The organism is Nocardia sp. NPDC051911 (assembly GCF_040681035.1).
Lineage (GTDB): Bacteria > Actinomycetota > Actinomycetes > Mycobacteriales > Mycobacteriaceae > Nocardia > Nocardia sichangensis.
The window spans coordinates 1-14,627 of record NZ_JBFAXY010000064.1 but is presented as its reverse complement, the minus strand read 5'-3'; the positions used below and the strand labels follow the sequence as shown (position 1 = coordinate 14,627).

9 protein-coding genes are annotated in these 14,627 nt (G+C 64.1%); 6 read left to right on the top strand and 3 right to left on the bottom strand.

All coding sequences use genetic code 11. The features are described from left to right. Window positions 1-92: 92 nt before the first annotated feature. On the bottom strand, window positions 93-4,202 hold the full coding sequence (locus AB0L97_RS37425; RefSeq protein WP_364439517.1) for a hypothetical protein: 4,110 nt from the start codon (window positions 4,200-4,202) through the stop codon (window positions 93-95). A gap of 189 nt (window positions 4,203-4,391) precedes the next feature. Continuing rightward, window positions 4,392-6,164 carry a pentapeptide repeat-containing protein gene (locus AB0L97_RS37420; protein WP_364439514.1) on the bottom strand — a complete coding sequence of 591 codons (1,773 nt, stop codon included), beginning with the start codon at window positions 6,162-6,164 and terminating at the stop codon, window positions 4,392-4,394. 241 nt (window positions 6,165-6,405) lie between these two features. Here AB0L97_RS37420 and AB0L97_RS37415 point away from each other — a divergent pair, with 241 nt between their 5' ends. The 6 genes from AB0L97_RS37415 (at window position 6,406) to AB0L97_RS37390 (ending at window position 12,893) form a co-directional block, all read left to right on the top strand. Next, on the top strand, window positions 6,406-6,621 hold the full coding sequence (locus tag AB0L97_RS37415; RefSeq protein ID WP_364439511.1) for a hypothetical protein: 216 nt from the start codon (window positions 6,406-6,408) through the stop codon (window positions 6,619-6,621). Window positions 6,622-7,675: 1,054 nt separating this feature from the next. After that, window positions 7,676-8,197 carry a hypothetical protein gene (locus AB0L97_RS37410; protein WP_364439508.1) on the top strand — a complete coding sequence of 174 codons (522 nt, stop codon included), beginning with the start codon at window positions 7,676-7,678 and terminating at the stop codon, window positions 8,195-8,197. Between the two features lie 125 nt (window positions 8,198-8,322). Continuing rightward, on the top strand, window positions 8,323-9,576 hold the full coding sequence (locus AB0L97_RS37405; RefSeq protein WP_364439505.1) for a hypothetical protein: 1,254 nt from the start codon (window positions 8,323-8,325) through the stop codon (window positions 9,574-9,576). A gap of 186 nt (window positions 9,577-9,762) precedes the next feature. Next, complete coding sequence (locus tag AB0L97_RS37400; protein WP_364439502.1) at window positions 9,763-10,953, top strand: hypothetical protein; 1,191 nt, start codon at window positions 9,763-9,765, stop codon at window positions 10,951-10,953. A 63-nt stretch (window positions 10,954-11,016) separates the two neighbouring features. Continuing rightward, window positions 11,017-11,886 carry an SDR family oxidoreductase gene (locus AB0L97_RS37395; protein ID WP_364439499.1) on the top strand — a complete coding sequence of 290 codons (870 nt, stop codon included), beginning with the start codon at window positions 11,017-11,019 and terminating at the stop codon, window positions 11,884-11,886. Between the two features lie 248 nt (window positions 11,887-12,134). Further along, window positions 12,135-12,893 carry a helix-turn-helix transcriptional regulator gene (locus AB0L97_RS37390; RefSeq protein ID WP_364439496.1) on the top strand — a complete coding sequence of 253 codons (759 nt, stop codon included), beginning with the start codon at window positions 12,135-12,137 and terminating at the stop codon, window positions 12,891-12,893. Window positions 12,894-13,005: 112 nt separating this feature from the next. Here AB0L97_RS37390 and AB0L97_RS37385 read toward each other — a convergent pair whose 3' ends face one another. Next, window positions 13,006-13,410, bottom strand: coding sequence for a histidine phosphatase family protein (locus AB0L97_RS37385; protein WP_364439493.1), 405 nt, complete (start codon window positions 13,408-13,410; stop codon window positions 13,006-13,008). Window positions 13,411-14,627: the final 1,217 nt, after the last annotated feature.

The window sequence follows — 14,627 nt, the reverse complement described above, 5'->3', positions numbered from 1 at the left end:
CTCGTCCGGGTATTTCTTCGGTGCTGCCACGCGGGGCTCCTTCCCGGTCCTATCGGACCATGCTCAGAGCCCTCCAAGGAAGCGGGGGAACCTCAGTGTGGCGTGTTCGGCACCCATTGGCTGATAGAAGGTTCGGTGCCGTGGTCGCTTTGGTAGTGCTCGTAGTTGAGGGTGAACATGGTGCGCCATTGGTCGACGATCATTTTGGCGGCGTTGGGGTTGGTTGCTTTCTGGTCTGTGCCGTCGGGGGTGCGCGAGAGCCATGTTCCTGTGGGTGTGTAGATGTCGAGGAAGTAGTCGGATTGTTGGGGTGTTTGTCCGCCGGTGTGGCCGAGGACGTAGACATAGCCCTTCATCTCGGTGGCGATGTCGAGGTAGGTCACCGATGGGCCGGGGTTGTGCAGGTCCGTGGTGGCGTTCCAGTGGTGCACAGCTAGGTGGGAGTGATCGTTCTGGTCGATGGTGATGCGGTAGGAGGTGTCGCTGACGGTGTCGGTGAGTAGCCATGTGGCGCCGGGTGCCAGGACCTGCACTGTCACGGTTGGGGTTAGGGTGCAGGTGGCGGGCAGGGTGATGCCGCGGTCGTTTTCGAGGGCCGCGCGCAGGCTGTCAGGGATGGTTCCTTGGGCGAGGCCGGTCTCGATGCCGCTGTCGATTTGGTAGCCGTTTCCGGTGACTTTGACGTCCGCGGCTTGGGGTAGGTAGTAGCCGTGTTGCTTGAATTCGTTGAGGATGTCGGTGGAGACTGCGTTGATCCGCAGCATGTGGACGTCGTTCGCGGCGAGGGTGAACAGCGGTTTGCTGTTTTGTTCGACGTGTAGCTCACCGCCTTCGAGGGTGACCTGGTAGTTGCTGCCGTTGGTGGTGTCGTTGATGGCCCATTGGGTGGAGAGGTCTTCTCCGGTGCTGAGGGTGACGTCGAAGGAGTCGCCTGTGCGGGTGAGGAGGTAGACGGTGTCGCCGGCGTCGATGCGGTAACCGGAGGAGAGGGTGACACCGGCGTTGGCGAATGCTTGGCGTAGCGGTAGTGGCGCCAGTCCTGTGTCGAGTGTGGCCGAGGTGGTGGCGGTGGCGGGTGACAGGTTGGGGACGACGCCGCCGTCGAAGCAGTGCACGGGGTTGCCGTTGATGTCGATGGCTTGGATGCGCTGGTTGAGGCTCTCGAGGATCAGGATCCGGCCGTCTTCGGTGACCGCCAGTCCGCACGGTCCCGACATCAATCCCTGCCGGGTGCCTGCACCACCCATGGTCAGCGCGGGCATGGCTTGTGCGTCGTCGACCGGGGAGGTGGGCAGTTTCAGGATTTGTATGGTGCTGTTGGCCCAGCTGGCGGCGATGACGTAGCCGTTGGGGTGCACGGCGAAGGCGTCCATGTGCGGGATGGTGAAGTAGCCGAGAGTTTTGCGGTTGGGCTGGCCCACACCGAAGGGTGTGGTTTCGTCGAGCACGACCTGGCGCAGGAAGTAGTTGACCTCACCGCCGACGAGCTTCGGTTCGGCGTAGAAGTTGTGGGGGCTGAATGCCTTTTGCGGCCAGGGGTAGACCTGGAGTTGGTCGGTGACACGTCTGATGTCGTAGAGGGTGGTGGCGCCGATGGTGATGCTCCATTCGGCCGTGCGGGTGATCACGGTGATTGTGGGATCGGTCTGGCCTTGACTGTTGGTGATCGGGTAGTTCGCCGCAGCGAACGCGTCTTGGATGGGCTTGCTGACGCGGCCTGCGTCGAGGTCGGATTGGACCTCCGACGGCAGGGTGAACAGCGGCGCGGGACCGAATTGGTCGTAGACGATGAAAGGTTGGTCGCTGAAGCCGCATTCGGAGAATTTGTAACCCACCGAGGGGTCGGCGAGGGTGCTGATGTTGGCGAAACTGTATGACTGGCCGGTTTCACTGCATCCCGGGCCGGGATAGTTCTGGCCGGAGGCGCTCCAGCAGTAGCCGAGCATGTAGGCCTTGTCGTTGAGGGTGACATCTGTCAGCGCGCACAGGTTGTCACCGCTGTTGACGCAGCTGAGATTCGCTGCGACGGGCGTGGGTTGATCACCGACATGCCACACGTGCTTGCGTTGCTGAGAGTCCCAGGCGGTTTTCTGCTTGTAGCGGTACTGCGTCTGCGTGGTCAGCGGCACCAGGCTCTCCTGGATCGAGCCCTCGATCGGCAGTTGCGCTTGCCCCTGCGGCACAACGGCATCGACCCAGGCGCTTTGCCAGCGTCCTGCCAGCCAGTCGGTGTCGGAGTACACCCCGAAGACGACCTGTAGCTGGCTGCCCGCGGGGAGGTCGGTGAAGGTCGTGATGACCGGGTCGCCGGCATGCCCATCGACCGGCACGGCACCGGTCTGCTGGTAGTTGGTGCCGTCCTTGTATTGCACGATCGCGACCCAGTGGTCGGCTTCGGTGGGCCAGACCGCGTCTTGGGGGGTGCGCCCATGTGTCGGGTCGGGGTGCACAGTCAGTTGCATCTGTAGTTGACGCTTGACTTCCACGGTGTAGGTAGCAGGCGACTTCAGCACCTCGACGGTGGTCTCCGTGATCTCTGCAGCGGTGATGGCCATGTTCACCGCACGAAGGACCCACCCGACGAACGGGATGGCGTCTTCGACTTCGGCGACCGCGATCCGAGTGAAGACCCAGGTCGCCAGTTTCTCCACCGCGGCGTCGACAAGGATGCCCGCGAGCTTGCCGGCGAGGGTCGCCAAAGCCTTCTTCATGCCGTCCTCAGCCCATTGATAGCCGACGTAGTCGGCGAATACGAAGGCGGCCGCCGCCTTGAGCGCGAGCATCAGTTCCTTGTCGGCTATCAGCGCCTTGTACCAGCCGCTGCTGGTGATGATCGCTCCCGCGGCGAGGAACAGCACCGGCACGCCGTATTGGAAGATGCCGGTCGCGACGGCTCCGGGCACATCGATGTCGGTATCCCAGTCGGACAGACCGATCCCGCCCCACAGCAGTTCGGCTTCGCTGGCCTGTTCCGGCCAGGTGAACGTTAGCTTGGTGGGGTCTGTCGGGGTCGGGATGCCCAGGACGGCGTTGACCGCTGGAACGGTACCCAGAAAGTATTTCCCGCTGCTGGGGTGATCGAATATTCCATCCCATATTCCTTGGAAGCCGCTGACGTTGGTGAGCACGTTGCCGGCGTCGTCGCGGAACCGCACATAGGCCGAGAGGGTGCGCAGGTAGTCGTTTCGGGCGGCCAGCGTGAAGGTGCCGTTGTGGAACGACAGCAGATTCGTCGGGACGTCCAGGCCGTGTCCGGGTGTCTTGTTGTTGAGGGTGAACGTGTAGCCATCGGTACCTGCGGCCTCGCCGAACACGCCGGTACCAGCAGCGCGTGGAGGTGACACGCCGGGGTTTTGGGTGGCCACCGGGTGTCCCGGGTTGACCGACCATTTCGTATCGCGCAGTCGCAGATCGTCTTTGGTTTTACGGATCGCCTCGCACAGTGGCCCTTGGCCGGCCGCGCCCGCCGTCTGGTCGCTGAGCTGGTAGTGATACACGGTTTGTCCGGCCTTGGCCCAGGGGCCGGTCGGGTTGTAGCTGTAAGGGGCGCCGTGCTCATCGGTACACGCGGTGATCGTGGCCCATCCACCCGTTGTCGTCGCTTGACCTTGGCTGGAGAGGGCGAGTGCGAAGTCGTGGATGCCGCCGGTATTGGCGATCGTGTCGATGACGATGGCGGCGGTGTGGCTGTCGAGACTGGCCAGCTCGGGATGATGGAACAGGATCGACTTGGCCGTCTCGATCGGTGTCATCAACAAGTCGGCATCCAGGGTCATGGCCAAGGTGGCTTCCGGCACACCGAAGGCTGCCAGGGTGGAGTTGGGGACCACGGCATTCTCGGCGATCTTCCGCAGAGCGGGTGTCGTGGTGCGCGCCGCCACCCGTGCGTGGCGTGGGACGTGGATCGTCATCGCCACCAACGGGGGCAAGGGCGAGTCATCGTCGCGGTAGTGCACGCGCACATGATGCGGCGCCTCCTGCGACACGACCACATTCTCGGCGTAATGCGTGAACCGGGCCGACTGTTCCTCGGGCATCGCTGCCAACGCCGCGTTCTGCTGGCGGGCTTGCGCGAGTGTCTGCGGGGTATGTGCCCGCACAGGATATTCGCTGCGATAGCCCTTGACCCAATACTCACGCTGCTGGCCATCGGCAACATGGCTCAGATCGAGATGGAAGGTGACGCGATCGGTGGAAGGCATAGGAAGTTCCTCTTTCCTCGACAGAACGATGCACTTAGCGCCCGGCCCACCGGCAGCACCCAGCCGGTGGGCCGACTCGACTCGATTCGGTGATGGTGGTTACAGATGCACGGCGTCTGTCTCACCCGGGGCCCTGTGGGCAGGAAATCTCGGCGACTTCGGGGAGCCGTGCAAGGCCAGGCGCGCTAACTACCTGAGGAAGCACCAATTGTCTTCTGAGGGCACGCATGCCGGCGGATGGGGCGGCTCTCCTGCTGTCATGAGGGTCTCCACCTCGATGCCGTGATTGCGCTGGGACCATCGCATGCCGTTGGGGCAGGTGGTGTCATCGTCGATGGCCTCCATCAGGCCCTTGGTTTCACCGAAGTTGGGCGCCTGTTGTGTCTGCTCGTTGTCTGCGTTGTAGGCGGTGACCAGCAGAGGCGGGCTACCGTACACCCGGATGGCACTGGTTTGACCAGTACGCAACAGCAGTGAGAACGTGCCGTAGGTTTGCTGCAGGGAGGATCCGGAGGTGTCGTAGTTGTCGATCGACCACTGTCGTCCGGCTCCGACGACGGTGATGGTGGCTGTGTCGATCACCGGATACCCGGCGTTGATGAAGGCGTTCTTGAGTTTCGTGCTCACCTGTCGGCCGTCGAGGTCGGAGGTGAGGGAGGTGTCGGTGATGTCGAACAACGGCACACCGACGAACGTCTTCGCTGGGCCTGAGATGCTCAAGGCGACAGCCGCGCCCGAGAGGTCGGCACCGGGAAGCCGGGCGCCGGTGAGATCCGCGCCCTGCAGCGAGGCGGATGCCATTGACACAAACCTGTTATCGCTGCTTTGGCCCAGCGATGCACCCCGCAGGTCGGTGTTGACCAGGTTGGCCGACGACAAGACAGCGCCGTTCATTTTGACCTGGCTCAGATCCATGGTGGCGAGGTTGGCCTGGGAGAGGTTGGCGTCGGTCAGATCGGCCCCATCAGCCCTGGCAGCCGCTCCGTACCACTGCGCACGTGGCAGGTCGACAGATACAAGATTCGCCGAGGTCAAGTCGGCATTCGGCATGAAGCAATTGGCCAAGACGGCTGCCGGTAGCCCGTTGCCGGCGGCGAAGCGGGCACCTTTGAGTTTCGCGTTCTCCATCTTGGAGTAGGACAGGTCACAACCACCGAAGGACACCCCTTCCCCGCCGCCGAGAGCGCTGGCATCGCTCAGGTCGGCGCCGACAAAGATGGTGTGGTGGAACGTCGCCTGGTTCAGCACCGCGCTGCGCAGGTTGACGCGGGAGAAGTTCACGTTCTCGACGGTCGTACCTGTCAGATCGACGCCGTCGAGTTGGGCGTCGGTGAACTCGGTCTTATCGTCCAGGCGTACACCTCTCAGGATCGACCCACTCAAGGTGGCCTTGATCAGCGTCGCACCTGAGAAGTCGGCATTGGTCAGATCGCAGCTGGTCAACTTTATTCCGGTTACGTCATCGCCGGAGAAGTTCACCCACCGCAAATCCAATCCATGACCGCCCGAGGTCAGTAGATCGGCCAGGCCGGGGCTGATAACGCGTCTGTCGAAGCGCCCGCCCGCTTCCCTGGACGGGTCGTTGAAGTCGTAAGCGAACTCCGCGTACAGCATCGTGCCATCGGCAAAGAAATACGGGGTGTATCCTTCCACGTCATCACCTGCAATAGCGTCGCCCGCGAGCTGGAAAGTCAGGGCGGAGGCCAGGGTACTGCAGGTGGCCAGCCAGAGTCCTCCACCCCGGGGCGGTGTGCCTCCCGAGCTGAATACTAGATGCTTTTCATTGGCGGCCTGGAAGGCGACGTTGGAATCGAGGTCGCCGTACACATTGAGCCGCTGATCATCGGTCGGCGACGATTTGAACGGGGTCATGACCATCTGGCCCGAACCATTCACTGTCACCGCATTAGTGGCGTCTAAAGTGTTGGTCAGGACCCATTTTCCGAGGAATGGAGCGTTCATATCGCCACCAACTCTGCGTGCTCGAAGCCGCTTGGGCTTGACAGTTCATCTGCAAAGCAGATCGCCCCCGGCGGTGCGAAGTTTTCTGGAGGCGGAGCGATTCGTGAGCAGATCTTGTCCAACTCGGTTACCCGAGGTGCCGGAATAATACCGGACAAGGTGAGTGGATCGATATCCACGATATTTCCCCTTGATAGCGTTGAATGCGGACGCAGTGGATGTGGAATAAAGCGGCACCGGCATGGCATTTCTCGATCGGCACTCGCCCTATCGCTTCGCATGCGCTGTGTTTGACAGCTTCACTCACATCTTCCCCACCCCGCATCCGGCTCTCGTGTTCGCCCCGATTTCGGCAGCCTGGGCGAACCAGCACCGCCGGTTCTCCGGACAATTGTGCAGCGTTGGTTACAATCCGGTGCTGGATGCGGAATCTGGTCCGGAAGTGAGTGACCAATGAATAATTGATGATCGGATGTCTATCCCGAAGTTTAGTACCCCGCCGGGTCGGGAGCGTAGTAATTTCGTTTGACTCGACAGTAACACTTCAGCTACTGTCCGGTGTCATGAATCGCACCCTGAAACAGACCTGAGTTACTATAATTGCCAGAATTCCGCATGACTGCCCCTACTCGGCACTCTTCTCGGGTTCCTCGATAAGAACCGGGTCGCCGCAAACATCGCCTTGTCAGCTTTTAACCTTACGTTCGGATGCAAGTGCATATGAACGCGGCGTCAGGTCATGCTTTCGTCGCCACAAAGACCGCCCAGTGATCGAGGCGGGAACGCTCGGCAGAGTCCAGCCGCGCTGACCGGCGTGTTAACTGTGGCCTTAGGGAGGCGCTCGGCGCCATCCGTCCGAGCCGGATCAAAGTCGGCGGGTAACAGCTGGCCTTCACTCCGATGGAGGCCAGCCGGTGTCCTCGGCGGATCGGTCCGACCGGACCATCCGCGGCATCGGCATCCGGGGCTCATCCAATCGGATCCCCCCTGACATCAGCCGCAGCCCCTGCCCGACGTCACGATCAGTAGCAATTCCAGAGCTGGACGGGCCAATACACGACAGTTGAATGCGATCTCACCAGTAGTAACCCCCAAGTCTAGACCGGTGCGCAGGCCGATATCGGCGCAATTGTGCCGGGGCTGCTGCTCCGATTGGTCGTGGATGGTTAGCGTCCGCGTGCTTCGCGCCGGTATTCGCGTGCGAGTGCCCGGGCTTCACGCCCGGCACAGGTGGCGCCGGGGGTCGGCGGCTGCCGGCTCGGTGCTGTTGCCTCCCGCTCAAGCGCGTATCAGTCTCGAAGTGTAGACGAGGTCGCACCCCCGCAGCGTGAAGAGATCAGCTGGTCCGGTGGCGCCCGCCCGCCGTTCTCAGTGCAGGCTGAACTCCTGAACTGGCGACAGCAATGCGAAGGCTCGCGTCAACTTCTCCGACCAACCCCTCGCTCTCGAACGTGTTGGGTTACTTGGTGCAGAGAAGTACCTCGGATTTCAAGCGGGGCCCGATCCGGCGGGTGATCACCGCGCTGGTCGCCGAGTCCCGCGCCGCGGGGCTGACCGGTCGGCAGGTGCGGGTGCTCAACATCATGGGCCACCGCGCCGAGGAATCCCCTCAGCGCCGCCGCTCGTCACCGTTCGTCCACGAGCCCGGCGCCACCTGCCTGTGCGCCGCCTGCAGGAAAGCCCGTGCCGAGCGACGCGCGGTGACGTGCGGTGTGTCCAATACGCGCCGTCACGTCGATACATGGCTGCCGATCCATGGCTGGACCGTGCAGGATGTGTGGGCGCGTATCGCTTCGGCCGGCACCCGCCCCCACCCTGCCTACGCTGCCGGACTCCCGCGCGCGTCCTGCGTCTTCTGTGTCCTTTCCTCCCGCGCTGCGCTCATGCGTGCCGCGCAACTGTTTCCCGAGCTGGCCGCGCAATACGCCGCCGTCGAACACGCGATCGGCCACCGCTTCCGCGCCGACCGCTCGATGGCCGACATCATCACCGAAGCCACCACCTCCCCGCCGATCGAGGACTGGACCGCGTGACCGATGCCCGGTGCCCGAAATCCACGGTGTCAGCGGCCCAAGGCGAAAGCGGCTTCGCCGCATACATCGGCACACACCCGACGCCCACCACTCATCTGAGACCCCTTGCTGAAAGGAGTTCCCGCATGGTCGACCCCACAGACGGCTTGTTCGCTGTGCCGGACCTTTTCGGCGGCGCGGTCCCAGTGTGCTGGTCCTACGGCATGGGAGTGGAAAGCACCTGCGGCATAGTGCGCACACTGCTCGAACCGGCATTTCGGCCCGCGGAACTACTGGATGACCTGTCGAACCTGATCGTGTTGATCGCCCAGACCGGTGACGAGTGGACCAGCACCTGCGACCTGGTCGCCACCCACGTCCTGCCGTTGCTGCGACAGGCTTCGGTTCGCCTGGTCGAAGTGGCCCGCAAGGGCCCGTCGGCCGCGGACGGGATCGTCGTGTTGCAGGACACCCGGCAACCGGTGCAGTTGCACCCCGACCCGCAGAAGTACGGCTTCTACGCGCTCAGCGACGAGCACCGCGGCAACGGCGTGCTGCCCACCCTCGGCGGCAACCGCACCTGTTCGGCCAAGGCAAAAGGAGTACCGCTCGACACATGGCGGGCCACGCATCTGGGTTCCGCGCGGTATGTGCACGCGGTCGGCTACAACGCCGAGGAAACTCGCCGGATCGCCACGGATTCGTCGGTGACGTTGGGTGGGCGCCGGCACCCGATCTACCCGCTGCACGCCGCGGGCTGGTCCCGCGCCCGTTGCCAGGGATACCTGTTCGGGTTGTTCGGGGTGTGGTGGCCGAAATCCTGCTGCCGCCAATGCTGCTTCGTATCAGTGCCAGGGTGGCCGGAGCAGCTGGCGCGTTTCCAGGCCGCGCCGGCGGAGGCGTTCAAGCATGTGGTGGACGAGTACGTCGCTGTCGCGCTCAACCGCAACTCCGGACTGTTCGGACCGGGGAAGACGTTGACTGATCGGTTGCGCCGCGACGGCGCCCACGACATCCTCGCCCTGGCCGAAGCGCAGCTGGATCACTGCCGGTGGGCGGTCTACCGGGTCCGCCGCTGCTACACCGCACCCGCCCGCGCCTGGCGTGCCGTCGACACCCTCGCCCGCGGAAGCCGCGCCGAAACCGTGGAGATCCTGCACCGAATCGCCGCAAGGTTGCAGGTCCCCTGCACGCTCGACGGTGACCACACCCGCGTGTGGCTGACCGAGCACGCGACGACCTATCCCCGGCTGGAGGAGTTCTTCGTCGCCGCACCCGACGGTGTGGTGCCCAAACAGCGGGCGGGGTTCGAAACCCGCTGGCACGGCCACGCCGACGAACGCCTGCTCGCTCTCGAGCAGGCCGCCCACGACGCCGTGGCAGCCCGCGGCGCGGCATAGCCGCAGTCTCCCCGACTGGTCGCGGGGTCCTGTCGCCCCGACGAATGCGGTGACCACTCGTCCGCGTGAGCCCCCGACCCGCGGCTTCGCGGTGCACCACATCACCAACGCCCTGTTGCCCCTGAACGCCGGACCGGAGGACGCCTTCCGGTCTGGCGTTCTGTCGTTTCCGGAAGGTGGCCCGTCATGCCCGATACCCTCCCTGTTGCGCTGTGCGCGGTCTGCGGCAGTGGTGACCCCGGTGACCGGTACCCGGTCGAAGACCAGTTCGTCTGTCCTCGCTGCGCGGGGCGGATATCGCTGTGTGATCGCTGTCGCGAGCCCTCGCTCGCGTTGATCGACACCGCCGATGAGCAGCAATACTGCGCCCAATGTGTACCCGGCTTGGGGCCGTGTGTCTCCTGCCGCAAACCCACCAGCCCCGCAGTGCGTACCGACACCGACGACCCGGTGTGCCTGCGCTGCGCGACCGTGTTGTTCGACGTCTGCTTCCAGTGCAGCCGCTACACCGCCAACGGCCGCTACGTCGCCGGCGGGTACCGCGCCTGCCCCCGCTGCGCCCACCGGCTCACCCCGTGCCCGCACTGCGACACCCTGACCCGCCCCGGTCACACCTGCGACTGCCGGACAGGCCGAGACCATGTGTGGCACTACACCTACAAACCCGACCCCCGCTTCCACGGCGAAGGCCCACTGTTTCTGGGGTTGGAGCTGGAGATCATCGTCCCGCACTACCGCTACGGCGAATGCGTCACCGTCGCCACCGAACACCTCGGCGGCCTGGGGTATCTGAAGCAGGATTCCTCGATCCAGCCCACAGGATTCGAGTTGGTAACCCATCCCATGTCCTACCGGTATGCCATCGACCGGTTCCCCTGGCCGCTGCTCGAGGCGTTGGAAGACCTCGACTGCGACACCGACTCCTCTGTCGGTTTGCATGTCCATGCCAGCCGCGACGGGTTCGATTCCCCCGCGCATATCTACCGGTGGATGAAGCTGTTGTACCGCAACGAATCCGCCGTCTCCACCCTCGCGCGGCGCCGCTCCCGATACGCACCGTTCGACCGCACGGCGCGGGCACGCACGAAGGACACCGCCAAAGGCCCCCAGCACGCGCTGGGTTTGGAGCGGTATCAGGCGATCAACCCCTACCCCCGCAAAACCCTCGAACTGCGGGTGTTCGCCAGCTCCCTGAACATCCAGCGGGTGCAGGCGGCGCTGGCGTTCACCGCCGCCTCCATCCACTACACCCGCAGCCTGCGCGTCGCCGACGTCCGCGCCGGTGGCTGGGAATGGGGCCGCTTCGCCGCCTGGGTCGCCGATCACCCCGACTACCAGCCCCTGTGGGCGGAGATGGAGGACCTGGAATGTGCCTGATACCTGCGCACCCGCCACTGAGCTCGGTCAGCCGTTAGTGTGCGAGAAGTCGATCATGCGCAGATGGGGGATCCGATGTCCTTAGGTGAAGTGTCTTCGAGCCTGCTGGCCGGCAGGACAGCGATCGTCACTGGAGCTAGCCGAGGTATCGGTGCTGCGATCGCGATACGGCTGGCTGCGGAGGAAGCCAATGTGACGATGATCGGTCGCACGGCTACACCGCATCCCAGGTACAGCGGCACGATCCATACCATGGCCGCAGAGGCGGAGGCCGCCGGTGGGGATATCCTGCCGATCGCCGCCGACGTGCGCGACGCCAAGGCGATGGCGGATGCTGTGCAGCGGACCGTAGACCGGTTCGGCGGAATCGACATGCTGCTGAACGTGGCGGCGGTGATCGAGCCCGCACCAGCGATCTCACTGACGATGAACCAATACGACTACATGCAGGACATCAATTGTCGTGCAACGCTTTTGATGACCAAACTGTGTCTGCCAGCGCTTCAGGATTCGGCGCGGGCAGGTCGAGCACCGCAGGTCCTGAACATCTCGCCACCGATCAACCTGGCTCGCGAGCAGATCGGCAGGTTTCCCGGATACACCGTCAGCAAGTACGGCGCTTCTTTGCTGACCATCGGGCTGGCACAGGAACTCGATGATCATGGCATCGCGGTCAACTCGTTGTGGCCGCGCACCACGATCGACACCGCGGCCGTGCGGAACAAGATCGGCGGCGGCGACGTCGCCGCAACCTCGCGCGATGTCTGGGTCATGGCTGATGCGGCACTGCTGGTGCTCACCCGCTCGACCTGCACGGGCCAACTGATGCTCGACGAGGAAGTACTTGTCGCCCACGGAATCGCCGATCTGGACAGCTACCGCGCAACCTCGGGCACCGGTCCGCTGACCAACGACATCTTCGTCGATGACTAGATCGGTCGCCTCGAGACCGAGGGCATCCCGCCCAACTCGTCGCTCTATCAGCCATCAATGAAAAACGTTGTGCACCAATATGATTTGCGCCACGTTCGGGTCACCGGCCACTGGTTCATCGGGAGACGGTTGGCCTCTTTGCCTTAGTCTGACCTGTTAGGCAGCCACGAAGCGTCCCGCGAGTCTGCACTCCCAGTTGCACCGCACACGCTCTTGGGGCTGCTGGAAGCCGAGCAAAGGCGGATGCCATGGTTGACGATGCCGATCTACCCGTACTGGCCAAGCTACTGCGGGCCGAGCGCGAAGCCGCGGATCTGACGCGCGAAGAAGCTGCCCAGATCGTGAAGGTCTCGAAGACGTTGATTTACGCGTGGGAGCGTCAAGGGCGGACTCCTTCGGCCGAGACACTCGAGGCGTTCTTGAACGGCCTCGAGGTCCCCAAGTGGCGAAGACCCAAGTACGCCGCGCTGACACAGCCACTGCTCAGCCAGCTCAACTGGGACATGGCGCCCGTGGTCACCCCGGACGACCAGCTTGGCCTGGACCACAACCTCGATCCCGCCTGCTACCACGACGACGCCTTCGACCTGTACGCCGCCAACCAACCACTGCTGACTCGCTTCCCCGGACTTGTCGCCCCCGCACCCGACGCCGACGTGCGACCGAATCTGCTCGAATGGGTGGTCCGGGCTCCCGCTGCGAAGAAAGTGATCAGGAACTGGGAGGAGCGGGCCATCGTCATGGCCAACGCCTTCCTCGTTGTCGCGCCCGGCCGGATACCCCAGCGGCGCATCCAGCAGATCATCGCTTCCTGCGAACAGGCACCCGAATGGCCCGAGATCTCCAGAATCCGCGCCACCGACGAGCACGTGCTCAACCAGCGAATCTTCCTCTGGAATCCCGAGACACAGCGCTACGAGAACCGCATCATCACCGCCTACACCTTCAAATACCCACCGCGGCCGTACAACGTCCTCGTTCTACAGGAAACGGCACCGCGGAACTGACCCACGCAGGACCGACCGAACGCGCCATCGCCGACTCCGACCGCGCGCACATCGCGGCAATACGATGGTCATGGATGTCGTCGCCGCCGCGTGACGCCGCGCAGTGGGGGACTCAGGTCTTCGGCATCGTTCGCGCGCCGGCAACACCCACCGCAGCCCACTTCCCACTCGCCTCGCGATCGAGCGGGCACAACTGCCATTCGGTGATCGCGGTGCGGTCGACCTCCACCGAAGCATGCGCCCGCGAGTAAGTCGCCTCCAGAAAATACTGGGCCGCCGCGAGGACGCTGGCTTGGTGGCAGACCACCGCCACTGCCTCACCGGGATGTATCCCCGCGATCAGCTCCAACTCGCAGCCCACTCGCGCCGCCCACTGCTCCCACATCTGTTCACCGACCGCCTCGAAGCCGAGCGGATGACAGTTCCCGCGTCGACTCCCCCACCGGCGGCCCGAGAAGCTGCGCGTGCACACCGACAGCCCCAGCATGTCGGCCACCACCGCGGGGGTCTGCGCCACGCGACGCGCGTGTGCTGTACACGCAGGTGATCCCGTGGCTGGACTGCTCGGCAGCCAAACGCTCCGCCAACCGCGCAGTCTGACTTCTACCCGTCGGGCGCAGCACGCGTGCGCCCTTCTCACCGGCCACACCATCGTCATACGATTCGCTGTGGGCGCAGCGAATCAGTAGCAGGCGCACATAATCCAACGTCAACCCCGATTTCGTTCACAAATCCACCACCCACCTCGCAAACCGCCTGCTACGCCGACTTCGTACTCGCCGACAGCATCACCGGTATCGAGCGCCTGCCGCCAACCACTACGCGTTGTACAACATCCTGTTGTACCGCAGCATCGACGACCTCCTGCTGGCATCCGACAGCGCACCGCCCGGGGAGTTCGACTGCCGTCAGTTACTGATCAGCGTGCCCGCCTCGACGGCCGACCACCCGGTATGCGATCATTTCGCATGCCGCAGCCCTGGGTGTCGGTAGCCGGACCGATGGCACCACAGTCCCGGCACCGCTGACCGACTTCCCGCGCACCGAGCAACTCGCCGCGCTGCGCATCCGCACGCACGCCATTCACTGTCGAGCCGGCGCCCGCGTAGCCCCGCTATGCCCTCCGCACCAGCGAAGTCGCTCTTCGACAGTGGGTTCCCCGGGATGCGGTCAAACCAGCGTAGGGGTAGATGGACCCGCTGGCCGAAAGGAATCCCGGATCCGAACGAGCCCCGAACCGGTCTGCGGCGGTTCGAGGCTCACTCAGGGGTATTCGCGCCTACCATCCGATCGCTCAAACAGTTGACGCCTCGAATCTATCCTGTGTGCATCTCATCTGAGAAATCCGCTGTCGCACTGATCGGTGGGCGGTCGCGACTCAGGCTGCGATGCTGAGCATGCTGGCGCGTACTCGGGGCAGTCGGCCCGCGATGACCTGGGCGGCTGATTCGCTGGCCTTGCGGTCGTTGTGCCCGTAGTAGCGGTCGGTGGTGTTGACGGTTCGTGCCCGGCGTCGCGGGAAACGACGAAGATCGGGACACCGTCCTGCAGTTCCACGAGATGCCGGTGTGGCGCAGCCGGTACGGGGTCAGGACCTTGCCGCTGAGCGTGCGGACTGCATGGCCGAACCGGCCCAGCAGTCAGGTGCGGGCAGTCGTGAGGGAACTGGCCGGACGAGCCGCGGTCCAGCTGCTGGCTGCCTTGCCGGCTCGGTTGTCCCGCCACACCACAGTT